General features: G+C 60.7%; 23 protein-coding genes. 20 read left to right on the top strand and 3 right to left on the bottom strand.

Features of this window, described 5'->3' with window-relative positions:
• Nucleotides 1–34: 34 nt before the first annotated feature.
• Genes J5441_03270 through J5441_03260 form a run of 3 tightly spaced genes read right to left on the bottom strand, consistent with a single transcriptional unit; the run spans nucleotide 35 to nucleotide 1,347 of the window.
• Entirely contained in the window at nucleotides 35–460 is a 426-nt protein-coding gene (locus J5441_03270; GenBank protein ID MBO4934176.1) for an ATP-binding protein, read from the bottom strand.
• Nucleotides 457–810, bottom strand: a complete 354-nt coding sequence (locus J5441_03265) for a hypothetical protein (protein MBO4934175.1) — start codon at nucleotides 808–810, stop codon at nucleotides 457–459. Before J5441_03265 ends, J5441_03270 begins: the two co-directional genes overlap by 4 nt.
• A gap of 33 nt (nucleotides 811–843) precedes the next feature.
• A complete protein-coding gene (locus J5441_03260; protein MBO4934174.1) occupies nucleotides 844–1,347 on the bottom strand; it encodes an NAD(P)H-dependent oxidoreductase subunit E in 504 nt (167 codons plus the stop codon).
• Nucleotides 1,348–1,702: 355 nt separating this feature from the next.
• Between J5441_03260 and mraZ the strand changes: the two genes are divergently transcribed.
• From mraZ to tig, 20 genes are all read left to right on the top strand, one after another.
• Nucleotides 1,703–2,176: a division/cell wall cluster transcriptional repressor MraZ gene (gene mraZ / locus J5441_03255; GenBank protein ID MBO4934173.1), complete on the top strand. Its 474-nt coding sequence runs from the start codon at nucleotides 1,703–1,705 to the stop codon at nucleotides 2,174–2,176.
• A 4-nt stretch (nucleotides 2,177–2,180) separates the two neighbouring features.
• Nucleotides 2,181–3,113, top strand: a complete 933-nt coding sequence (gene rsmH / locus J5441_03250; protein MBO4934172.1) for a 16S rRNA (cytosine(1402)-N(4))-methyltransferase RsmH — start codon at nucleotides 2,181–2,183, stop codon at nucleotides 3,111–3,113.
• A gap of 3 nt (nucleotides 3,114–3,116) precedes the next feature.
• Nucleotides 3,117–3,521, top strand: a complete 405-nt coding sequence (locus J5441_03245; protein ID MBO4934171.1) for a hypothetical protein — start codon at nucleotides 3,117–3,119, stop codon at nucleotides 3,519–3,521.
• 201 nt (nucleotides 3,522–3,722) lie between these two features.
• The gene (locus tag J5441_03240) at nucleotides 3,723–5,936 is read left to right on the top strand and encodes a PASTA domain-containing protein (GenBank protein ID MBO4934170.1); all 2,214 of its coding nucleotides are present in this window, start codon (nucleotides 3,723–3,725) and stop codon (nucleotides 5,934–5,936) included.
• 36 nt (nucleotides 5,937–5,972) lie between these two features.
• Nucleotides 5,973–7,415, top strand: a complete 1,443-nt coding sequence (locus tag J5441_03235; GenBank protein MBO4934169.1) for a UDP-N-acetylmuramoyl-L-alanyl-D-glutamate--2,6-diaminopimelate ligase — start codon at nucleotides 5,973–5,975, stop codon at nucleotides 7,413–7,415.
• A 27-nt stretch (nucleotides 7,416–7,442) separates the two neighbouring features.
• Nucleotides 7,443–8,804: a UDP-N-acetylmuramoyl-tripeptide--D-alanyl-D-alanine ligase gene (locus J5441_03230; GenBank protein MBO4934168.1), complete on the top strand. Its 1,362-nt coding sequence runs from the start codon at nucleotides 7,443–7,445 to the stop codon at nucleotides 8,802–8,804.
• A 21-nt stretch (nucleotides 8,805–8,825) separates the two neighbouring features.
• Nucleotides 8,826–9,815, top strand: coding sequence for a phospho-N-acetylmuramoyl-pentapeptide-transferase (locus J5441_03225; protein MBO4934167.1), 990 nt, complete (start codon nucleotides 8,826–8,828; stop codon nucleotides 9,813–9,815).
• 9 nt (nucleotides 9,816–9,824) lie between these two features.
• On the top strand, nucleotides 9,825–11,018 hold the full coding sequence (gene ftsW / locus J5441_03220; protein ID MBO4934166.1) for a putative lipid II flippase FtsW: 1,194 nt from the start codon (nucleotides 9,825–9,827) through the stop codon (nucleotides 11,016–11,018).
• 2 nt (nucleotides 11,019–11,020) lie between these two features.
• The gene (gene murG / locus J5441_03215) at nucleotides 11,021–12,133 is read left to right on the top strand and encodes an undecaprenyldiphospho-muramoylpentapeptide beta-N-acetylglucosaminyltransferase (protein ID MBO4934165.1); all 1,113 of its coding nucleotides are present in this window, start codon (nucleotides 11,021–11,023) and stop codon (nucleotides 12,131–12,133) included.
• A 66-nt stretch (nucleotides 12,134–12,199) separates the two neighbouring features.
• The gene (murA, locus tag J5441_03210) at nucleotides 12,200–13,504 is read left to right on the top strand and encodes a UDP-N-acetylglucosamine 1-carboxyvinyltransferase (GenBank protein ID MBO4934164.1); all 1,305 of its coding nucleotides are present in this window, start codon (nucleotides 12,200–12,202) and stop codon (nucleotides 13,502–13,504) included.
• Nucleotides 13,455–14,321, top strand: a complete 867-nt coding sequence (locus J5441_03205) for an FtsQ-type POTRA domain-containing protein (protein ID MBO4934163.1) — start codon at nucleotides 13,455–13,457, stop codon at nucleotides 14,319–14,321. The genes murA and J5441_03205 overlap by 50 nt, the downstream gene beginning before the upstream one ends.
• A 30-nt stretch (nucleotides 14,322–14,351) precedes the next feature.
• Nucleotides 14,352–15,548: a cell division protein FtsZ gene (gene ftsZ, locus J5441_03200; protein MBO4934162.1), complete on the top strand. Its 1,197-nt coding sequence runs from the start codon at nucleotides 14,352–14,354 to the stop codon at nucleotides 15,546–15,548.
• Nucleotides 15,549–15,627: 79 nt separating this feature from the next.
• The gene (locus J5441_03195) at nucleotides 15,628–16,905 is read left to right on the top strand and encodes a galactokinase (GenBank protein ID MBO4934161.1); all 1,278 of its coding nucleotides are present in this window, start codon (nucleotides 15,628–15,630) and stop codon (nucleotides 16,903–16,905) included.
• A 20-nt stretch (nucleotides 16,906–16,925) separates the two neighbouring features.
• Complete coding sequence (gene obgE, locus J5441_03190) at nucleotides 16,926–18,191, top strand: GTPase ObgE (protein MBO4934160.1); 1,266 nt, start codon at nucleotides 16,926–16,928, stop codon at nucleotides 18,189–18,191.
• Nucleotides 18,169–18,579: a ribonuclease III gene (locus J5441_03185; GenBank protein MBO4934159.1), complete on the top strand. Its 411-nt coding sequence runs from the start codon at nucleotides 18,169–18,171 to the stop codon at nucleotides 18,577–18,579. The genes obgE and J5441_03185 overlap by 23 nt, the downstream gene beginning before the upstream one ends.
• Nucleotides 18,580–18,616: 37 nt before the next feature.
• Nucleotides 18,617–19,540: a YitT family protein gene (locus J5441_03180; protein ID MBO4934158.1), complete on the top strand. Its 924-nt coding sequence runs from the start codon at nucleotides 18,617–18,619 to the stop codon at nucleotides 19,538–19,540.
• A gap of 86 nt (nucleotides 19,541–19,626) precedes the next feature.
• The gene (locus J5441_03175) at nucleotides 19,627–20,361 is read left to right on the top strand and encodes a YebC/PmpR family DNA-binding transcriptional regulator (GenBank protein ID MBO4934157.1); all 735 of its coding nucleotides are present in this window, start codon (nucleotides 19,627–19,629) and stop codon (nucleotides 20,359–20,361) included.
• A gap of 64 nt (nucleotides 20,362–20,425) precedes the next feature.
• Nucleotides 20,426–21,133: an ABC transporter ATP-binding protein gene (locus J5441_03170; GenBank protein ID MBO4934156.1), complete on the top strand. Its 708-nt coding sequence runs from the start codon at nucleotides 20,426–20,428 to the stop codon at nucleotides 21,131–21,133.
• On the top strand, nucleotides 21,130–22,713 hold the full coding sequence (locus J5441_03165) for a hypothetical protein (GenBank protein ID MBO4934155.1): 1,584 nt from the start codon (nucleotides 21,130–21,132) through the stop codon (nucleotides 22,711–22,713). The genes J5441_03170 and J5441_03165 overlap by 4 nt, the downstream gene beginning before the upstream one ends.
• A gap of 13 nt (nucleotides 22,714–22,726) precedes the next feature.
• Nucleotides 22,727–23,806, top strand: coding sequence for a trigger factor (gene tig, locus J5441_03160; protein MBO4934154.1), 1,080 nt, complete (start codon nucleotides 22,727–22,729; stop codon nucleotides 23,804–23,806).
• The last annotated feature ends 60 nt before the right edge of the window (nucleotides 23,807–23,866 follow it).

Here is a 23,866-nt window from a genome sequence, read left to right as displayed (position 1 = left end):
ACCGCACCGCTCCTTTCCCGAAATGATTGCCGGATCAGCCTATGTTGACCCTCATTGTGATCGTGGTTCCCTTGCCGAGCTCGGTGTCGATCTCCATCGAGTCGGTGTAGCGCTTCATATTGGGCAGCCCCATGCCGGCGCCGAAGCCGAGCGAACGGATGCTGTCCGAAGCGGTGGAGTATCCCTCCTGCATCGCGAGGCCTATATCCGCGATGCCGGGGCCCGTGTCGGAAAGCACTATCTCGACGGCTTCCGGCGAAACGGTGACGTCCGCGGCTCCGCCGTGGGCGTGGATGACCATATTGATCTCGCCTTCGTACATTGCGATTGAGACGCGCCTGATTATCTCGGGATCGATCCCGAGCTGACGCAGGTTCTTCTTGATCTGCACCGAAGCCTGACCGGCCGAGGTGAAGTCGGTGCCGTCGACGTCGTAATGGAAGGTTATGGCGTTGCTCATTGCTTCACCCTGTTGCCGACCAGCCCGTTCTCGTAAAGGTGGCCGCAGGCCTCGTACATACGCATTTTGGTCGCGAGCAGGACGATCTTGTCCTCCTTCGCCAGCGCCACCATCTCTTCGGTGGGGCGCTTTGAGCGCACGAAGACGATGCAGTTCATGTCCATCATCTCCGCGGTGCGCACGACCTGCGAGTTGACGAGCCCCGTCAGCAGGACGGCCTGGTCCTTGACGTAGGCGAGCACGTCGCTCATCATGTCGCTTCCGCAGGCGGAAAAGACGTCTCTGTCGAGCCACTCCTCGCCGCAGATGACTTCCGCGTCGAGCAGCTCCTTAATGGTAGAGGTTTTCATCTTGCGTTTCCTTCCGTAACACGAGATCGCGGCTTACTTGCCGAAGCCGTACTTGGCGAGTATGCCGTCAAGCTGATCGACGGTGAGGCGTCCGTAGACGTCGTCGTTGACCGTCATAACGGGGGCGAGGCCGCAGGCGCCGACGCAGCGGCAGGCGTCCAGACGGAACTTGCCGTCGGGAGTGCATTCGCCGTTGTCGACTCCGAGCTTCTCCTTGAGCTTCTCGAAGATGTCGCCGGAGCCCTTGACGTAGCACGCCGTGCCGAGGCAGACGGAGATGTTGTATTCGCCAAGCGGCTGCAGCGAGAACTGCGCGTAGAAGGTGACGACCTCATAGACCTTTTCCATGGAGACGTTCAGCTTCTCGGCGATCATCTTCTGCACCTCGTAGGGCAGATAGCCGTAGATCTTCTGCGCTTCCTGAAGCACGGGGATCAGAGCGCCGCTCTGGCCGCTGTACCTGTCGATCGCCTTGAAGAGCTCTTCCTGCTGTTCTTTCGTTCCCTTGAAGGGGATTTTGGTGATGGTGTTTGCCATTGTCCGTATGACCTCCTTGTGGTTGTCGGGGAGAATTTTTCTCAAACAAAAGTATTATACCAAAACGTAACGCCGATTGCAAGAGTAAAAACGTCCGTTCGACAAAAAAATTATATGTAAATAATTCAAGCCCGCGCCCGCTTCGCCCGCCCGTGAAAACGCCGCTTTCCCGCGGCGGACGGCGGGCGCTTTTTAAGCCGGCGGGGGAGCGCGGATCCCGCCTTAAAACCGCGCGGAAAAAAGCGAAAAACGCAGCGCTTCCGCTTTCCGTGCGGACGCTTAAAATTTTTTGAAAAAATCTCAAATTAGGGGTTGATTTTTTCGAAATTATAGTTATAATTGTGAGTATAGTGGTATGAAATCCCATACAGTGGTAACAAATCCCATAAATCGCGGACGAAAGGAGGCCGGATTCATGCTTATAGGACACTACAACCACACACTCGATCAGAAGGGCAGAGTCTCGGTCCCCGCCAAATACCGCGAGGAGATGGGCGCGACCTTCGTGGTCTCGAAGGGCTACGGCAACTGCGTATCCGGCTACCCGCTCGACAGGTGGGACGCGTGGCGCGAGAGCGTCGAGAAGCTCCCCGTCAGCAAGAGCCGCGTCAAGAGGTTCTTCCTCGGCTCGGCGTTCGAGGTCGAGGTGGACAAGCAGGGGCGCATAATCCTGCCGGCCGACCTTCGCGAGTTCGCGGGGCTTGAGACCGACGTCGTCGTCGCCGGCATGAGCGACCATATCGAGATATGGAACCGCGACAGATGGCTCGACGAGGAGCGCAGAGACGACGAGGATATCGAGGAGCTGCTCGGCAGCATCGAGATCTGACCGCATGGAGTTCAAACACTATTCGGTACTCCTGAATGAAACCATAGAGCTGCTGAACGTCAGACCTGACGGCGTGTACGTCGACCTGACGACCGGAGGCGGAGGGCACTCCCTCGCGATCGCCGAACGCCTCGGGAAGGGCGGCAGACTGATATGCTTCGACCGGGACGCCGACGCCCTTGAAGCCGCGAAAGCGCGCTTGAAGGATTACGCCGACAGGACCGTGTTCGTCAGAAGAAACTTCGGAGAAGCCGCGGAAGTCATTTCGGAAATGGGTGTCCGGGCTGACGGCGTTATCGCCGATCTGGGAATCTCCTCCTTCCAGATCGACAATATCGCCCGCGGCTTCTCTTACGCTTCTGACTCGCCGCTGGATATGCGTATGGACGCGAGCGGCGGCGTAACGGCGGCCGATCTGGTCAACGCAGCCGACGAAAGGACGCTCGCGCGGATAATAAGCGAATACGGGGAAGAGAAGTTCGCCTCCCGCATCGCGCGTTTCATCTGCGAGGAGCGCAAAAGAGAACGCATCGAAACTGCCGGAAGGCTGACCGATATAATCAAGAGCGCGATCCCCGCCGCCGCGAGAAGAACGGGCGGCAACCCCGCGAAGCGCACGTTTCAGGCGCTGCGGATAGAAGTCAACGACGAGCTCGGCGAGCTGAAGCGGCTCATGGGCAGCTTCTGCGATATGCTGAACGTCGGGGGCAGGATCGCGGTGATCTCCTTCCATTCGCTCGAGGATCGCATCGTCAAGCAGTCCTTTGCAGAGCTGGCGCGGACCTGCACCTGTCCGCCCGACCTGCCGGTATGCGTATGCGGCACGGTGCCGAAGGTGAAGGTGCTTACGAAGAAGCCGGTGCTCCCCTCCGAAAGGGAGCTTGAAGAGAACAAAAGATCGCACAGCGCGAAGCTCCGCGCTGCGGAAAGGATATAAACCATGGTAAGAGAAAACCTCGCCTACGACTTCTCCCGTTTCGAGGAGCGCAAGCCGACCGAGCACGCCGTACAGCTGAAGCTCGTTGAAAAACAGAAAAACTCGAAAAAAGCCATGGTGAAATCCGTCTGGGCTTATCTCGCCGTTTTCGCCGCGGTAGCGACCTTCGTCGTGGGGCTGCTTTTCTCATATATGCGCTCCAACGAGCTTTCGTCTGCGATAAAGGCGGCGGAGAAGCGCAACCGCGAACTGACCTCGCAGAACACGCTGCTGCAGGTCGAGATCGACCAGACCTTCTCAATGAAGAAGGTCAGCGAGCTTGCCGAAAGCTACGGTATGGTCAAGGCGGAAAAGTATCAATATAAATATTTTACCGTCGCGGAGGGCGACAAGGTCTCCGCCGACTGAGCCGTAACGCGCCCCTGCGGCGCTCGCGGCAAACAGCTGATTCGGATTTGCGGGTTGTGAGGGGCATAGAGCCGTTCCGAGCCGCATTTTTCGATATAACGGGGCATTTTTCCGCGCCGGAGTAATAGTCGGCGGCGGGGAGAAGTATTATAGTTTCAGAGCGTATCACGCGCCGCCGCGGCGGCAAACGAGGTAAAAAACATGGCTAAAAAACCGAGCAAGCGAATGGGAGTTCGCGCCACCGCCGTGGCGCTTATTATCGCTGTGCTCGGTTCCGTCGCTTTAACGGGAGTTCTCGCGAAGGCGCAGCTCATCGACCACGATTTCTACAGCAAGAAGGCGCTGGAGCAGCAGACGACGGACAGCACCATAGCGGCCAAGCGCGGAAGCATCCTCGACTGTAACGGAGTCGTCCTCGCGCAGAGCGCGACCGTCTGGGACATCGTTATCAATCCGTCGGATATCAAGAGCGACGAAAAACGCGCCGAGCTGGCGTCGGGGCTCGCGGAGATCCTCGAACTCGACTACGACGCGGTCTACGCGCAGACGCTGAAGAAAAACAAGTACGAACGCATAAAGCGCCGCGTCGAAAAGGACGTGACCGAGCGCGTGCGCGAATTCGTTTCGGAAAATCACATAACCTGCGTGACGTTTGAAGAGAATACCAAGAGATACTATCCTTACGGCAGCTTCGCTTCTCATCTGATCGGCTTCACGGGCTCGGACAATCAGGGGCTTGAGGGCGCCGAGGCGTACTACGACGGCTACCTGCGCGGAACGGACGGCAGAGTTATGTCCTCCCGCAACACACTGACCGGCGAGATGACGAGCAAGTACGAAACGCGCATCGAGCCGATCAACGGCTACGATCTTTATCTGACGATAAATCAGGGCGTGCAGAACTTCTGCGAGAAGCACCTGAAATGGGGCGTCGAACGCGCAAAGGCGTCTGAGGGAGGCTGCGCGATCGTGATGGACGTCAAGACGGGCGCGGTGCTCGGCATGGCGGTCTATCCCGACTACGACCCGAACTCGCCCTATGAAATAACCGACGAAGCCGTGCTCGAGGAACTGAGCAAGCTCGAGGGCGACGAATACGACGACCTGCGCCGCAGGACGCTGACCGAGATGTGGAACAACAAGGCGGTCACGTCGACCTACGACCCCGGCTCCGTCTTCAAGATGTTCACCATGTCGATGGGGCTCGAGGAAGGGGTTGTCAACCTCAACTCCATGTTCTACTGCGGAGGCGGCGTGACCGTCGCGGACCGCAACATTGGCTGCTGGTACACCGCCGGTCACGGCTCCGAAACGCTCACGCAGATACTCGAGAACTCCTGCAACCCCGGCTTCATAAAGCTGAGCAGTCTGCTCGGCGTGACGAAGTTCTGCGAATACGCCAAGGCGTTCGGCTTCCTCGGCAGGACGGGGATAGACATCTCCGGAGAAAGCGCCGGCGTCTTCTTCGATCCGAAGACGATGGGCGCAGTCGAGCTCGCGGTCGCGTCCTTCGGCCAGACCTTCACGGTCTCGCCGCTGCAGGTCATAACCGCGATGTGCGCCGTCGCCAACGGCGGCTACCTCGTTCAGCCGCACATCCTCGGCAGGCTCGTCGATTCGGAGGGCAAGACGATAGAGGCCGCGCAGACCGTTATAAAGCGGCAGGTCATCTCGAACGAAACGTCGAAGACCGTATGCAAAATGCTCGAGTCCGTCGTCACCAACGGCACCGGCAAAAACGCCTACGTCGCGGGCTACCGCGTCGGCGGCAAGACCGGCACGAGCCAGAAGATACAGAAGCAGAACGAGACCGGCAGAGACGACCTCCGTATCGCCTCCTTCGCCGCGATCGCGCCGGCGGACGATCCGGAGATCGCGATCCTCGTTATGATAGACGAGCCGAACACGGCGAACAGAGGCGGTTCCGCCTGCGCCGCGCCGGTCGTCGCGAAGATACTCGAGGATTCGCTGCCTTACCTCGGCATCGAGCCTTCTTACACCGAGAAGGAGCTTGCGAAGCTCGACAAGACCGTTCCGGACACGATAGGCTTCACCGTTTCGGAGGCGAAAAAGACGGTCGCGGACGCCGGCTTCAGCTGCAAGGTGCTGGGCGACGGCGAACGCGTCGTCGAGCAGATGCCGCGCCAGGGCGACACCATACCCGCGAAGGGGCAGGTCGTGCTCGTCACCGAGGGCGCGCAGCTCGAAACGGTCAAGGTTCCGGACCTCGCCGGCATGACCTCGCGCGAGGCGAACAGAGAGCTGACCGACGCGGGGCTGAATATACGCGTCAAGGGCACCGACGTCGCGAAGAGCGGAACGACGGTGAATACCCAGAGCGTCGCGCCGGGCACGGAGGTGCCGATGGGCACCGTCGTCAGCGTGACCTTCCTGCACTACGATCAGGTGCAGTAGCTTCTCCAACCACTACTTACATCGGGAGACTTGAAAATGACTGTCAGAGAACTTCTTAACGGAATCGAATACAGAACGGAGATCGACATCGACGCCGAGGTAACGGATATAACCGCCGATTCGCGCAAGGTCGCGCCCGGCAGCGTCTTCGTATGCGTCAGCGGAACGCGGGTGGACGCCCACGTCTTCGCCGCCGACGCGAGGAAGGCGGGCGCGGTCGCCGTCATAGGCGAGCGCGACCCCGGCGACGGCAGCGTGAATATCTTTGTCGACAGCTGCCGCAGGGCCTACGCGCTGGCGTGCTCGAATTTCTACGGCAGACCGCAGGAGCGGCTGAAACTCATAGGTGTTACCGGCACGAACGGAAAGACCACGACTTCGGTGCTCATCAAAAACATACTCGAACACACCGGCCGCAGCGTCGGACTCATAGGCACTATCTCCAACGTCATCGGCGGCAGGGAGGTCTCCGCGAACTACACCACTCCGGAGGCGAAGGAGTTTTATTCGCTGCTCCGTCAGATGGCGGACTCCGGCGCCGAATACGTCGTCAGCGAGATATCCTCCCACGCGCTCGACCAGAGCAGAGTGGATGGATGCGTGTTTGAGGTCGGCGTTTTCACCAACCTCACGCAGGACCACCTCGATTACCATATCACGATGGAGGCATACGCGGCCGCGAAGGCGAAACTGTTCTCCGTTTCGCGCATCGCCGTCGTAAACGCGGACGATCCGGCGGGAGCGCAAATGCTCGCCGCCGCGCACGGAGAGACGCTGACCTACTCGGCGCGCTCGGACGACGCCGACCTGACGGCGAAGAACGTCGAGCTGAAGAGCACGGGCGCGACCTACGAGCTCGTCACGCGCGGAGACATTGCGCGTATAATAACCCGTATGCCGGGAATGTTCAACGTGTATAACACGCTCGCCGCCGCCTCCGCCGCTTACGCGCTCGGAATCCCGCTCGCCGCCGTCAAGGAGGCGCTCGCCGTTTCGCACGGCGTCAAGGGCAGGCTCGAGGTCGTGCCTACGGATACCGACTACACCGTTATCATTGACTACGCGCACACGCCGGACGGCATAGAAAACATCCTCCGCGCCGTCCGCGACTTCGCCGAGGGCAGGGTAATATGCCTCTTCGGCTGCGGAGGCGACCGCGACAAAACGAAGCGGCCGCTGATGGGCGAGACCGCCGCCGCGCTCGCGGATTACATTTTCATCACCTCCGACAACCCGCGCACCGAGGATCCGGAAGCGATAATCGCGGATATCCTCGAGGGAGTCAAAGACGCCGGAACGCCCTACACGGTCATCACCGACCGCACGCAGGCCATCGCCGCCGCGCTCGCCGAAGCGAAGGCCGGCGACGTCGTCATCCTCGCGGGCAAGGGGCACGAGACCTACCAGATACTCGGCACGGAAAAGATACACTACGACGAACGCGAGATCGTCGCGGATATACTATCGAAGAATAATTAAAGCGGCTCCCGAAAGGAGGCTTTCTCAATGATAAAACTCACGGTTGAACAGGTCGCGAAGCTCGCCGGAGGCGTCGCTGCGGGGAACGGCGAAGTCGTTTCCGTCGCGATAGACTCGCGCAAGGTCATTCCCGGCTCGCTCTATATCGCGATAAAGGGGCAGCGGCTCGACGGCCACGCCTTCATCAGGGAGGCGTGCGAACGCGGCGCTTCCGCCGTTATGGCGCACGACGACTGCGAGTGCGCCGTTCCGGTCGTGCGCGTTGACGACACCACCAAGGCGCTGCTGCGCTTCGCGGGCGCTTACAGGGATATGTTCAGCCCGTTCCTGATAGGGCTGACGGGCAGCGTCGGCAAGACCTCCACCAAGGATATGACCTACTGCGCCCTTTCCGAAAGCATGAACGCGATAAAGACGGACGGCAACCTGAATAACCATATCGGTATGCCGCTCAACCTTCTCCGCCTTGATGAAACCGTCGAAGCGGCGGTCATCGAGATGGGCATGAACGCACGCGGCGAGATAAGCCGCCTTACCCGCGCCGCGAAGCCGGACGCCGCGATCATCACCAACATCGGCATTTCGCATATCGGGCTGCTCGGCAGCAGGCAGGAGATACTGAACGCGAAGATGGAGATCGTCGAGGGCATGAAGACGGGCGGAACGCTCGTGCTGAACGGCGACGACGATATGCTCTCCGCCGTGACGGAGCCCGAAGGCATAAAGATAATCCGCTACTCGCTGCTCGGCGACGCCGACGTCAGCGGCAGGATACTCCGCGAGGGCGACAACCACAGTGAGGTAAGGATAAAGACCGCCTCCGGCGAATACGATATGATCGTGCCGGTCAGCGGCAGACACAACGTTTACAACGCGCTCGGCGCCTTCACAGCGGCGACCGTCGCGGGAGCGGAACCGCTCTCCGCGATACGCGGCATCGGCAATTTCCGCCCCGCCGCGATGCGCCAGACCGTCTACGAAAAGGACGGCGTGACCGTCATAGAGGACTGCTACAACGCGGCTCCGGACTCAATGTCGGCGGCGCTTTCGCTGCTGTCGAAGACGGGAAACGGCAGGCGCATAGCCGTGCTTTCGGATATGGTCGAGCTGGGCGACTACTCGCCCGCCGCGCACGAACGCGTCGGCAGGGAAGCGGCGTCCGTCGCGGATCTGCTGATGATATACGGCAGGTTCGCCGCGGATTACGAACGTGGCTTCAACTCCGTCGCCGGCAGGCGCGGCAGCGTCGTGATATTCCCCGACAAGCCCGCGTTGACGCAGGGGCTGAAGGAGACGCTCCGCGAGGGCGACGCCGTGCTTTTCAAGGCTTCCCGCGCACAGCGGCTTGAAGAGGTAATAGAGGAAGTGTTCGCCGAAGGGCGTAAATAAACGGAAGAGAGAGGAATCGCGATGAGTGATTATTATATCGTTATCGCAGCGTGTCTGAGCTTCGCGGTCACCGCGCTGAGCGGACTCGTGCTTATACCGCTGCTCCGCAGACTGCGCTTCGGGCAGTCGATCCGCGAGGACGGCCCGACCTGGCACGAGAAGAAGCAGGGCACTCCCACGATGGGCGGCGTCATGTTCATCCTCGGCATCGGAGCCGCCGTACCGTTCGCGCTCAGCAAGGCCGCGGACGGCGGTGAAAAATACGGCATAATCTACTGCGGACTCACCGCCCTGCTTTTCGGGTTGGTGGGCTTTATCGACGATTTCATCAAGGTATCGAAGAAGCAGAACCTCGGCGTGACCGTCAAACAGAAGCTTTTCCTGCAGTTCGCCGCCGCGATAGCGTTCACCGTTTCGATGGCGCTCAGCGGCCTGCTCTCCTCGCAGATAGATATCCCGTTCACGAAGCTCAGCGTTGACATCGGATGGGCAATATATCCGCTGACCGTTATCGCGATGGTCGGCATAGTCAACGCCGTCAACATAACGGACGGGCTCGACGGACTCGCCTCCGGCGTTACGTGGATCGTCGGAGTTTTCCTTCTGCTGACCGCCTCGGCCTTCAGGCTGGAGGGCTATTCGATACTCGCCGCCGCGCTTGCCGCGGGCATGATGGGCTTCCTCGTCTGGAACTTCTACCCGGCGAAGGTGTTTATGGGCGACACCGGCTCGCTCTTCCTCGGCGGACTTGTCGGCACGCTCTGCTTTGCGCTGAAGATGCCGCTGGTATTCCTTATCGTCGGCGTCGTTTATATGATAGAGATACTCTCCGACGTCATTCAGGTGCTGCACTACAAGCGCACGAAGCGCCGCGTCTTCCTGATGGCGCCGATACACCACCATTTTGAGAAAAAGGGCTGGTCCGAGATACGGATCGTCTTCACCGCCATGGGGATCACCCTGCTTTTCTGCGCGGGCGCGTTCCTGTGGGTGTACTTCGTTAAGCTTTAAGGGGCAGGTATGGGAACTTCCGCGGTCGCGAAAGCCGAAAAACTGAATAAAGAAAAGCTTCCGCCGCTGGATCTGCCGTTCCTCGTGCTCGTTATCCTTGTGCTTATCAGCGGTCTGGTAATGCTGTTCTCCGCGAGCTACGCCGCGGGACTCGCCGACGAGGGCGACAGCATGTACTACATCAAAAGGCAGCTCATCGCCGCGCTGCTCGGCGTCGGCGCGATGCTCGTCGCCTCGCGGTTCAACTACAGGTTCTACCGCAGGCTTTCGGTGGTGGCGGCGGGCGTCTCGCTGCTGCTGCTCATACTCGTCTTCCCGATGGGAGTCACCGTCAACGGCGCGAGGCGCTGGATCTATCTCGGCCTCCGCTTTCAGCCGTCCGAGATCGCGAAGATCGGCATGATCCTGCTGCTCGCGCACGTCATAACCAAATACTACGACAAGATGACGAACTTCACCTACGGGATACTGATACCGCTCGGGATAACCGGCGTTTTCTCGCTGCTCGTCATGATCGAACCGCATCTTTCGGGCGCGGTGCTGCTCGTCGTTATCGGCGCGGTAATGGTCTTCGTCGGCGGCGCGAACTGGAAGCACCTGCTGCTGTGTTTTCTCGTAGTCCTGCTGCTCGTCGTGCTTGTCGTGAGCATGACGAGCTATATGGGCAAGCGCGTCAACGCGTGGCTCGATCCGTGGTCGGATCCGCAGGGGGAGGGCTATCAGATAATCCAGTCGCTCTACGCAATCGGCTCAGGCGGACTCATGGGGCTCGGACTGGGCAACTCCCAGCAGAAATACGGCTACCTGCCGGAGGCGCATAACGACTATATTTTCTCAATCGCCTGCGAGGAGCTCGGCTTCATCGGGGCGGTGGTGATAATCCTGCTGTTCGCGCTGCTCGTCTGGCGCGGCTTCCGCATCGCGCTGAAAGCGGAGGATAAGTTCGGCTGCCTCATCTGCGTCGGCGTAATGACGCAGGTCGGCGCGCAGACGCTGCTCAATATCGCCGTCGTCAGCAACGCGATCCCAAGCACGGGCATCTCGCTCCCGTTCTTCAGCTACGGCGGCACCTCGCTCGTCCTGCTGCTGCTTGAAATGGGCGTCGTGCTGAACATATCGCGCTATTCCGGCTCGCCCGAGGGCGCTTCGAACCCGCGGCGCGGGAGCGCCCTGGCGCGAAGGACAACAACGGAAGGAAGATGAAAATGAGGATAGTTTTCGCCGGCGGAGGCACCTCCGGCCACATCAACCCCGCGATCGCTGCGGCGAAGTACATCAAGCGCCGCATGCCCGACGCGGAAATACTCTTCATCGGCACGGAAAACCACATCGAGGCGAAGCTCGTTCCCGAAGCGGGCTTCAAAATCGAATTTATAGACATCAGGGGCTTCAGACGCAGTCTTTCGCCCTATAATTTCGGCACGCTCCGCCGCATATTCACCTCGCGCCGCAGGTGCAAGAAGATATATAAGGAGTTCAAGCCGGATATCGTCGTCGGCATGGGCGGCTACGTCAGCGGCCCGACGCTGCTCGCCGCGCACAAGCTCGGCATACCCTGCCTCATCCACGAGCAGAACGCCGTCGCCGGCATGACGACGAAGCTCGCCGCGAAGTACGCCTCCGCGGTCATGCTGACCTTCCCGGAGGCCGCCGCGCAGCTGCCGCAGGGAACGCGCAGCGTGGTCACGGGCGTGCCTATCTACGAGGACCTGCTGAAGCTCGACAAGGCGGAGTGCCGCCGCGAGCTCGGCTTCGACGACCGTCCGCTGCTGCTCTGCTCGGGCGGCAGCCTCGGCGCACGCACGATCAACGACGCGATGCTCGCCTACATAATCAGACACCACAAGGAAGAAAAAATACAGATAGTACACGGCATCGGCAAGTTTTACTACGAAGAGTTCATGAAGGCGCTCGACGACGCGGGCGTCGAAACGGGCGGGAGCATCCGCGTCTTCGAGTACATAAAGGATATGCCGAAGTATATGACCGCCTGCGACGCGGTCGTCTGCCGCTGCGGCGCGAGCTCCCTCGCGGAGATGAGCGCGGCCGGCAAGCCCGCGATAATCATTCCGTCGCCGAACGTTACGGATAACCACCAGTTCCACAACGCCAAGCACCTCGCGGACGCCGGCGCGGCGATCCTCGTCGACGACAAGGACTACAACTGCAAGGCGCTCGAGGACGGACTCGAGACCGTCATCTTCGATAACGCGAAAAGAAACGAAATGACCGAAAACCTGAAAAAAGCCGCCGTTTACGACTACGGCGAGCGGGTTTTCGACTGCATAATCTCCGAACTGGAGAGAGCCGGCAAATAACGGCGCTTCACTCCCGCTTCCGGAAAGGCATAGAATGGCACGTAAATGCTTTTTCGGAGGTCGCGGATGGGAACTCTTGTTATTGACGGCGGAAATAAGCTTCACGGAGAGGTAAGCGTTCAGGGCGCGAAAAACGGCGCGCTGCCGGTGCTTGCCGCGTCCGTACTCGGCGGCAGGAGCGTGATACATAACTGTCCGCGCCTGGCCGATACCGGCAGCTCCGTTGAAATACTGCGCATGCTTGGCTGCGAAGCCGAACGCGACGGCGAAACCGTGACCGTGGACGCCGCCCGCGTCCCGCGATGCGACATCCCGCCGGAGCTGATGCGCCGGATGCGGTCGTCGGTGATATTCCTCGGCGCGGTGCTCGCGCGCTGCGGCAGGGCGGTCGTTTCCGCTCCCGGCGGATGCGAGCTCGGTCCGCGCCCGATAGACCTTCATCTCAAAGCGATGCGCCTGCTCGGCGCGGATATATCCGAAAGCCGCGGGCTTGTGATCTGCGAATGCGCGGGGCGGCTGAAGGGAGCCGAGATCGTGCTTCCTTATCCCAGCGTCGGCGCGACCGAGAACGCCGTCATAGCGGCTTCGACCGCGAAGGGCAGGACTGTGCTGGTCGGAGCGGCGAGGGAGCCGGAGATAACCGAGCTCGCGGATTTCATAAACGCGAAGGGCGGCAGGATAAGCGGAGCCGGCGGCGAAGTCGTCGTGATCGACGGCGTCGAAGCCCTCGGCGACTGCGAGCATACCTGTATACCCGACCGGATAGCCGCGGCCACGTACATCGCCGCGGCGGCCGCGACGGGCTCGGAGCTTACGCTTCGCGGCGCGGAGCCGGAGCATATGACGGCGGTGATATCCGCCTTTTCGGAAGCGGGATGCCGCTTCCGCGAGTCCGGCGGCGGTCTTACCGTGACGGCGCCGGATAGGCTGAAGGCCGTGCGCTTCGCGCGCACCGCGCCCTACCCGGGCTTCCCGACGGACGCCCAGCCGCTTCTCGCGGCGGCGCTCGCCTTCGCGGACGGCGTCAGCGTGATAAACGAGACCGTCTTCGGCGGCCGCTTCCGCTACCTGCGCGAGCTGGCGAAGCTCGGCGCGGACGTGAAATACGACGGTTCGCTCGCGGTCATCCGCGGAAAGCCGTTCCTCACCGGCGCGGAGGCCGCCTGCACGGATCTGCGCGGCGGAGCGGCGCTGGTCGCAGCCGCGCTCGGCGCGAAGGGCGTGAGCGTCATATCGGGAACTGAGCATATAGACAGAGGATACGAAAGCGTCGAAGCGGCGTTCGCCGCCGCAGGCGCAAAAATATACGGGAACGTGAAAAATGAAACAGCGCACGCAGGCGGCCGCTTCCGAGAAGCTTCGGGAGTATAACGCCAGACGCAAAAAGAAATACAGGCGCAGACGCAAGACGGCGGTATATCTCGTACTGCTGCTTTTGGTCTGCGTCGTTTGTCTTATCCTGTCGCTGACAGTCTTTTTCAACACGTCGCGGATAAAGGTGGGCGGCAACAGCCGCTACACCGAAGAGCAGATAGTGAAGGCGTCCGGTATCGAGAAGGGCGACAACCTGCTGCGGATGAGCAAATCCGGCATCAAAGAGAAGATACTCAAGGCGCTGCCTTACGTATCCGACGTGCAGGTCATTCGCGAGCTTCCGTCGACAGTCACCCTGAAGGTAACGGAAACGGAGCCGTCCTGCCGCTACCTTATAGGGGAGCACCGCTGGGCGCTGCTTTCGGAGGATCTGCGCGTTATGGAGATAACCTCCGTCGAGCCGGAAACGACGCCGGTTTTGAGCGGAATTACGCTCGATATTACGGACGAAGGGGAGACCGCGAAGGCGGATTCCGAGATTTCGGAAAAAATATTGCTTGACTTATTGACGATACTGAAAGAAAATGATATAATAAACATCGATAGTATCGTCTTCACCAGTCCGATAAGCGTAAATATGAAGCTCGAGGGCAGAGTTACCGCCAAGCTCGGCGGCGATTCCGACCTCGATTACAAGGTGCGGATGGTCAAGACGTGGATCAACGGTTCTCTCCCCTCGGTGGGCGAGTGGACCGTCGACGTCACGTCGGGGGACAAGCTCTACGCGGGCAGAGGATCGCCTTCCTCGTCGGAGGAAAGCGCTCCCGAAGAAAGCGAGGGCTCGTCTGAAGGCGAGAGCGAAGGAAGCGAATAATAAACTATAATAAACGGGAGGTTCTCGGTAATGGCGATGGAACTTATCAACGACGATGAACAGATAGTATGCATAAAGTGCGTGGGTGTCGGCGGAGGCGGCGGCAACGCCGTCAACCGTATGATCAAATCCGGCGTGGAGAGCGTTGAATACGTTGCCGTGAATACGGACGCGCAGGCGCTCCTCAAGTCGAAGGCGCCCACCAAGATCCAGATAGGCGCGAAGACGACGATGGGCAGAGGCGCGGGCGCCGACGCCGAAAAGGGACAGCGTTCCGCCGAGGAAAGCCGCGAGGAGATCGCCAACGCCCTGCGCGGAGCGCAGATGGTGTTCATCACCGCCGGAATGGGCGGCGGCACCGGCACGGGCGCGTCTCCGGTCATCGCGGAGGTCGCCAAGGAAATGGGCGTACTCACCGTCGCGATCGTGACCAAGCCCTTCGGCTTTGAAGGCTCGTATAAGATGAGTCAGGCAGAGATGGGCATCAACGCGCTCATGGAGCACGTCGATTCCCTCGTCGTCGTTCCCAACGACAGGCTCAAGCTCGTCAGCGATCAGAAGATAACCCTTCTCAACGCGTTCGATATGGCGGACGACATTCTCCGTCAGGGCATACAGAGCGTTTCGGACCTCATCAAGCTGCCCGACGCGCTGATAAACCTCGACTTCGCGGACGTCTGCGCGGTCATGAAGGACGCAGGCCTGGCGCATATGGGCGTCGGCCACGCCACCGGTCCGGAGAAGGCCGTCGAGGCCGCGAAGGCCGCGATCTCCTCTCCGCTGCTCGAGACCTCGATCAACGGAGCGAGAGGCGTCATCCTCAACTTCGCCGCCTCGCCCGATATTTCGCTTGACGACGTCGAGACCGCCGCGAATATGATCAAGGAAGCGGCTCACCCTTCCGCGAACATCATCTGGGGCTATACCGTCGACGAGAATATGGAAGACGAAATGCGCGTGACCGTCATAGCCACCGGCTTCAGCGGCGGAGCGTCCGTTTCCTCCTCTTCGTCCTACGTCGATCCGTTCGAGGATCTGACCTCTCCTTTCGTTTTCTCGATGGGCGGCAAGAGCGCCGCTCAGCCTGCCGCGCCCGCTCCGGCGCCGGCTCCGGCTCCCGCGCCACGCGCCCCGAAGCCGAAGGCTGAGGACAACGACGACATCTCCTTCACCGACTTCCAGGCGGTAATGGACATAGTCAACAAGCGCAATCGCCCCGAGGAATAATCGGGAGAAAAAACCATAATTTCGGCGGCTGCCCGTTTCAAGGCAGCCGCAAACTATGTAAAACGACAGGGTGATACCTATGACCAACGAAAGATTACGCCTCGCGGTGCTCGCGGGAGAATACGACGCGCTGCTATCCGGCTTTTACGGCGCGGCGGCGCTCGATTACCAGCGCGAACGCTACGCCGAAGCGCTCGGCGAGTTCGGAAAGCTCTACGGCGAGCGCGAGGTATGCGTATTCTCCGCGCCCGGCAGAAGCGAGATAAGCGGCAACCACACCGACCACAACCACGGCAAGGTCATCGCCGCCGCCGTCGACCTCGACGTCATCGCGGTCGTCGCTGCCAACGGCACTGACAGAGTCACCGTCAAGTCAAAGGGCTTCGACAGCACTGACGTTATAGAGATAGACAAGCTCGCCGAGTTCAAGAAGGGCGTTTCCTGCTCGCGTTCGCTCATCGCGGGAATGCTCGCCCGTTTGAGCGCGGACGGATACGCCGTCGGCGGCTTCGACGCCTACACGACCTCCGACGTCATACGCGGCTCCGGACTTTCCAGCTCCGCGGCGTTCGAGGTGCTTATCGGCACGATAATCAGCGGCCTCTTCAACGGCGGCGCGCTCGATCCCGTCTACATCGCCGTCGCGTCGCAGTACGCCGAGAACGTCTACTTCGGCAAGCCCTGCGGACTTATGGATCAGACCGCCTGCTCGGTCGGCGGTTTCATCGGCATCGACTTCGCCGTTCCCGCCGAGCCGGAGGTCATGAAGATAGACTTTGACTTCGCGCACTGCGGCCACGCGCTCTGCGTCGTCGACACCGGCGGCAGCCACGCCAACCTGACGGACGAATACGCCGCCATCCCGGCGGAGATGAAGTCGGTCGCCGAATACTTCGGCAAGGCCGTCCTGCGTGACGTCGACGAGGCGGAGTTCCTCGCCGCCATACCCGAGCTGCGCGAAAAATCCGGCGACAGAGCCGTGCTCCGCGCGCTGCACTTCTTCAACGAGAACCGCCGCGTGGACGCTCAGCGCGCCGCGCTCGAAAGCGGCGACTTCGATTCGTTCCTGCGCCTGCTGAACGAATCCGGCAGATCGTCTTATATGCTCAATCAGAACGTCTTCTGCGGCAGCCGTCCGCGCGAGCAGGGCATAGCCATCGCGCTCGCGCTCGCGGACGAGCTGCTCGGCGGCAGAGGCGGCTGCCGCGTGCACGGCGGCGGCTTCGCCGGCACGATGCAGGCCTTCGTGCCGCTCGACCTGCTCAGCGAGTACAAAAGCGGCATGGAGAGCATTTTCGGCGCCGGAAGCTGCAAGGTGCTTTCGGTGAGGAAACAGGGCGGAGTACGCGTTATCTGACCCACCTGCGGAGAAGAGATATGTTTACCGACTATTCAAAAATCCGGATATCGTCCGGCAAGGGCGGCGACGGCGCCGTTTCCTTCCACCGCGAGAAGTATATCGCGTCCGGCGGTCCGGACGGCGGCGACGGCGGCAAGGGCGGAGACGTGGTCTTCGTCGTCGACGACAACCTCGCCACGCTGTCCGACTTCCGCTACAAGCGCAAGTACGCCGCCGAGAACGGCGCGAACGGCGCTTCGGCGCGCTGCACCGGCAAGAGCGGCGCGGATCTCGAGATACGCGTTCCGCGCGGCACGCTCATCCGCGACGCGGAGACCGGCAGACTGCTCGCGGATATGTCCGCCTGCGACCGCTTCGTCGCCGCGAAGGGCGGCAAGGGCGGCGCCGGCAACCAGCACTACGCGACCTCCACGCGCCAGACGCCCCGCTTCGCGAAAACGGGCGAGGAGGGCAGAACGCGCGAGCTCGAGCTCGAGTTGAAGCTGCTCGCGGACGTCGGGCTCGTCGGCTTCCCGAACGTCGGGAAATCGACGCTGCTTTCCCGCGTCAGCAACGCCCGCCCGAAGATCGCCAACTACCATTTCACCACGATAAACCCCAACCTCGGCATCGTAGATATCGGCGACTACCGCTCCTTCGTCATGGCTGACATCCCCGGCCTCATCGAGGGCGCGGGCGAGGGCGCCGGACTCGGCCACCGCTTCCTGCGGCATATCGACAGGTGCCGCCTCATTGTTCACCTTATCGACGCCGCCGAAACGGAGGACAGGAGCGCGATTGAGGATTTCGAGAAGATAAACGCCGAACTCGAGGTCTACGACGCGGAGCTCGCGAAGCGTCCGCAGATCATCGCCGCCAACAAGATCGACGCCGCCATCCCCGAGCAGCTCGAGCTGCTCCGCGAGTACGCGGATAAGAACGGCTACGAGATTTATCCGATCAGCGCCGCGACGGGCGAGGGAGTCAAGGAGCTTCTCGCCGCGATAGTGCGCAAGCTCGACGAGCTGCCGCCGATAAAGGTCTACGAGCCGGAGATCGAGCCGGAGGAGGAGTTCGTCCCGATGAAGCCCATCGAGGTCAAGGTCGTCGGCGGAGTCTACGAGCTGACCGGCGGCGGACTCGAGAAGGCGATAGGCAACACCAACTTCGGCGACTACGAGTCGCTGCAGTACTTCCAGAAGCTGCTGGTCGACAGCGGCGCGATAGATATGCTCGAGAGAGCAGGCATAAAAGAGGACGACACCGTCCGCATAGGAGAATATGAGTTTGATTATATCAAGTGACGCGCCGCTTTCGCGCGAAAAGCTCGCCTCTGTGCCGACGCAGGCGCTTGCCTTCGTCGGTGACGCGGTCTACTCGCTGCTCGTCAGGGAGTTCCTCGCGGAAACGCACCCCGACCGCCGCAACCTGCATAATCTGTCTGTGGCGGAGGTAAACTGCCGCGCACAGAGCGAGGCCGCGGAGCTTCTGCTCCCGATGCTTACGGAGGAGGAAGCCGCCGTCTACAGGCGCGGCCGCAACAACACCGCGTCGACTCCGCCGAAGAAGGCGGACGTCGCCGACTACCGCCGCGCCACCGGAGTCGAAGCGCTCTTCGGCTGGCTCTACCTTGCCGGCGACGGCGCGCGCGTGAACGAATTGTTTTCCGCGATAAAGGAAAAACTGTTATAGAATAGATTATTATTTCATTCCGAAAAGGAAGGTCGAAATGAACAAACTCGATAAGATACTCAACAAAAAGACCGGGATAGTCGATATCGCGTATTTTGTTGTCGGAGCCATCGTGTATTCGCTCTCCATGAACGTGTTTATCCTGCCGCACAGGATCGTTCCGGGCGGCGTTTCCGGTATCGCGTCGATACTGCAGAACACCGTCGGGTGGGACGCAGGTATCATGTACTTCGTGCTGAACGTGCCGCTTTTCATCGCGGCGTTCGCATGCTTCGGCTTCAAGTTCGTGTCAAAGACGTTTATCGCGATGACGCTCGTTTCGGTATTCACCGAGCTGATCGCGAAAGTCTTCCCGAGCCTCAAATACTTCCCGACGAATAACGAGCCGGCTATCGGGCTTATCGCGGCGCTCTGTGCCGGAGTCACGAGCGGCATAGGCCTCGCGATAATCTTCCTGCGCGGCGCGACGACGGGCGGCTCCGAGATCGCGGCGAAGTTGATGCGCCTGAAGTTCCCGGGCGTTTCCTTCGGCAGGATGATGTTCATCGTCGACCTCGTGATAATCGCCGCCGGCTACGTCGTCTTCCGTCTCAACGGCGTCACCGCCGCGGAGAACTCCGCGATATTCTCGCTTATAGTCGTATATCTGACCAGCACGGTCATCGACACGGTGCTCGACGGCAACTCCGTCGCGCGCGTCGCGCTGATCGTCAGCAACAACACCGACGGCATCAAGTCCGCGCTGATGAACGGCCTTCACAGAGGCGTCACGGTGCTTCGCGGCTCGGGCGGTTACACCAACAACGCGATGAACGTCATCATGTGCGCTCTGCGCCGCCAGCAGGTGCAGGAATGCCGCAGGATTGTCAAGGAATGCGACGAAGGCGCCTTCGTCATAATCCTGCACGCGACCGAGGTGCTCGGTCAGGGCTTCGACGACGTCAACAAGGAGCCCCTTTGATATAATATAGCAAAAAAATATTGCATAATGCTTCCGTATGGTGTATAATCATACGGAAGCATTTTATTGCGGAAAGGGAGATTCATATGTCCGGACATTCCAAGTGGAAGAACATAATGCACAAGAAGGCGAAGGGCGACGCCGCCCGCGCCAAGATATTCACCCAGATAGGCAGAGAGATATCCGTCGCGGTCAAAGAAGGCGGCGGCGATCCCGCGTCGAACTCCAAGCTGCGCGACCTGATCGCGAAGGCGAAGTCGAACAACGTCCCGAACGACAACATCGACCGCATGATCAAGAAGGCGGCCGGCGGCGACGACAAGACCGACTACGAGAAGCTGACCTACGAGGGCTACGGCCCCTGCGGCGTCGCGATCATTGTCGAAACGCTGACCGATAACAAAAACCGCACCGCGTCCGAGGTGCGCCACTGCTTCGACAAGAACGGCGGCAACATGGGGCAGACCGGCTGCGTCGGCTGGATGTTCACCTCCAAGGGCGTCATCGTCACCGACAAGGCGAAGGGCGAGCAGACGCTCGACGACGCGCTCGAGCTCGGCGCCGAGGACTTCGCCGAGGAGGACGAGGCCTACGTCATCTCCACCGCGCCGAACGACGTGACCGCCGTCCGCGAGGGGCTTGAAGCCGCGGGCTACAACGTGCTTTCCGCCGAGAGCGAGATGGTGCCGTCCAACTACGTCACCGTCAACGGCGAGGAGGAGCAGAAGCTTATGCGCCGCCTGCTCGAGATGCTGGATGACGACGACGACGTCATCAACGTCTACCACAACCTCGAGAACGAAGACGAAATAATGGAGTAATCCTTACAAACAAGAGATAGAAAACGGAGTGATCCTCGGATCACTCCTTCTCATAGGAGGCAGTATGCTCAGGATCGAACACTTTTCCAAATCCTACGAAAAAGGCGTCTACGCCGTGCGGGATCTGTCGCTGCATATCGAAAAGGGCGACGTTTTCGGCTTCATCGGCCACAACGGCGCGGGCAAAACGACCACGCTAAAGGCGGTCGCCGGCGTCCACGACTTCGACGAAGGCGAGATATATATCGACGGCGTTTCGCTGAAGGAGCGTCCCGTCGAATGCAAGCGCAAGTTCGCCTACATCCCCGACAACCCCGAGCTTTATACCAACATGAAGGGTATAAAATACCTTGATTTCGTCGCGGACGTATACGGCGTTTCCGCCGCCGACCGCGCCGAGCGGACGGAGAAATACGCGCGTATGCTCGAGCTTTACGACGATCTCGGCAGCGTCATTTCGTCCTATTCGCACGGAATGAAGCAGAAGCTCGTGATAATCTCCGCGCTGATCCACTCGCCGAAGCTGCTTATTATGGACGAGCCCTTCGTCGGGCTCGATCCGAAGGCGGCGTTCAGCGTCAAGGAGCTCATAGCGGAGCTGTGCGCCGGCGGCGGCGCGGTCTTCTTCTCCACCCACGTCCTCGACGTCGCGGAGAAGATATGCAACAAGATGGCGATAATCAAAAACGGAGAGCTCATCGCCTGCGGCGCGACCGCCGATATCAAGGGCGACAACTCCCTTGAAGAAGTATTTTTGGAGCTGACGGAATGAGAAACGTCTGGACTTTGTTTCGCGCCGAGGCGTCGGAGAGTCTGAACCCGCGCCGCCTCGTCGAACGCAGGAGCAAGAATAAAGGGAGCGCGGCGAATCTGATCATCGGCGCGCTCATCGTGCTGCTGATGCTCGGCGCATCGGCGTTTTACGCCTTCACGATCGCGAAGGCGGCGCAGGCGATGAACGCCGGTTACGTCTCCGTGCTGCTCGTGTTCATCTGCGCCGACGCGCTGCTGACGCTGATAACCGCCGCGTCGACCGGCTCGGCGCGTATGTTCCGCGCCACGAACCTCGAGGTGCTGATGTCGATGCCGTTCACCGGCTTTCAGATCTACGCGGGCAAGCTGTGCGCCTTCCTCGCGGAGAATTATATTTATTCGGCGATAGTGCTCGTTCCGGCGTTCGCCGTTTACGCGTATTTCGCCGCGCCTCCGCTGCTCTTCATCGCCGCGGCGCTCGTTATGTTCATATTCGTCCCGATGATACCCGTCGGGCTCGGACTGCTGATCTCGGCGGCGTTCAGCCGCTTCTCCTTCGGCGGAAAGAGCAGGATGATCCGCAACGTCATAGGCGTCGCGCTCTTCGTCGGCGTCTATCTCTGGTTCATGTCGGAGTCGGACGGCATTATGACGCGCCTGCTGCTTGACCCGGACGGGGCGGTGCGCGCCGCGGGAAGGTTTTTCCCGCCTCTGCGGTGGTGCCTTGACGGCGCGGCGCTGAAATGGGGCCCGCTGCTGCTTTTCGCGGCGGTCTCCGCGGCGTTCATCGCGCTCGTCGCCTTCGTCGCGTCGCTGCGCTTCAACCGCAGCGTGAGCAGCGTGAACGCCTCCGCCTCCGTTAAGGGCGGCGCCGCCCGCAGCGCGCGTGCGCGGTCGGTTTTCGCCGCGCTGTTCCGCAAGGAGGCGGCCGGCTATTTCTCGTCCTTCGCGTATTTTATGAACACCGCGTTCGCGCCCATGATGCTGATCGTCGGCGCGGTCTACGCGGCGGTAAAGCTTCAGGGTGCCGCGCTGTACGGACCTCTTGAAGCGGCGCCCGTCGTGATGATGGCGGTCTTCTTCTGCATATCCATGAGCAGCACGACAGCGTCCTCGATCTCGATCGAAGGGCGCCGCCTCCCGCAGCTGAAGGCGATGCCGCTGCGTCCTCGCGACGTCTTCGCCGCGAAGATCGCGCTCAACTTGCTCGTCTGCGGCGCGCCGGTGCTCGCGGCGTCCGCGGTCGTCGCTGCTGTCGGCGTGATTTCGCCGCTCGATTGGGCGGTCGTCTTCATTGCCGCCGCGTGCTATACGCTCTTCATATCCGCCGCGGGACTACTTATCAACCTGCGCCACCCGAAGCTCGAATGGACGAACGAAAACGCCGTCGTCAAGCAGAGCGCGTCGGTCGGTCTCACGATAGGGCTCGGTTTCATATTCAGCGCGCTTTTCGGAGTGCTGTTCTATCTTATCATCTTCAAATTCGAACTTGGCGCAAACGCCTTTATGCTCGCTTCGGCGGGGATTTCCGCGCTCGCGGCCTGCGCCGCGATGCTTCTGCTGAAAGCGAAGGGCGGGAAGCTCTATAACGCGCTGTAAAGGAGATATTATTATGAAAAAAACGCTTGCGATACTGCTCGCCGCGCTCGCACTGTGCGGCTTTTCCGCCTGCCGCGGCGAAGGCGAAACCGCCTCCGGCGGCTCGGGCGAACCGCTCGGCAAATACGACTTTTACGACTACGACCTGAACGAATACGTCGAGCCGGGCGAATTCAAGGGCATCGAAATTTCCGCCGCCGAGATCGCCGTCACGGACGAAGAGGTCATCGAAACGGTACACGAGTTCCTGCTCAACAACAACGCGCTTGAAAAAGCGCCCGTGACCGACCGCCCCGTGCAGAAGGGCGACTTCGTGAACATTGACTTCGAGGGCCTGCGCGACGGCGTTCCGTTCGAAGGCGGCACCGCGCAGGGCTACGACGGGCTCGAGATCGGCGCGGGGCAGTTCATCCCCGGCTTCGAGGACGGGCTCATCGGCGTGGAGATAGGGCAGACGGTCTCGCTCGACCTCAACTTCCCCGACCCGTACCCGAACAACCCCGACCTCGCGGGCGTTCCGGTCGTCTTCAACGTGAAGGTCAACTCCATCCAGGCGTACGCCTACCCGGAGATAACCGACGAGTACGTCGCCGCGAACTTTGGCGACTACGACAGCGCCGAGGCGTTCCTCGCGGACGTGCGGGCGGATAACGAAACGAACAAAAAGTGGACCGCCGTCCGCGAAAAGCTGCTCGGCGGCGCGAAGGTGCTTAAATATCCGCAGAAGGAGATTGACTCCTTCAAAAAGGAGATAACTGATAACTATCAGAAGTACGCGGACGCCTACGGCTTAACGCTCGAGGGCTTCGTGCAGCAGTATATGAGCATGAGCTACGAGACCTTCCTGCAGCAGACGGAGGAATACGCGCAGGGCGAGGTGAAAACGCAGATGGTCTGCGTCGCGCTCGCGCGCCGCGAGGGGATAGAGCTGAGCGAGGAGGAGTTCAACGACTACGTGACCTTCTACGCGAAGCAGTATAACTGCGCGAGCAACGAGGAGTGCCTGCAGAAGTACGGCAGAAGCAACATCACGATATGGGGCCTCGTCGACACCGTCATCCAAACCGCCGTCGACTCCGCCGTGGTGAAGTAGTGGCGATCTGATCGCCCGCAAAAAAAACGCAAGCCGGAGGCAACCGCCTCCGGCTTGTTT

This window comes from Clostridia bacterium (assembly GCA_017620395.1).
Taxonomy (GTDB): Bacteria; Bacillota; Clostridia; order Oscillospirales; family RGIG8002; genus RGIG8002.
The sequence above is the reverse complement of the archived record's forward strand: the minus strand, read 5'-3'. Positions and strand labels throughout refer to the sequence as shown.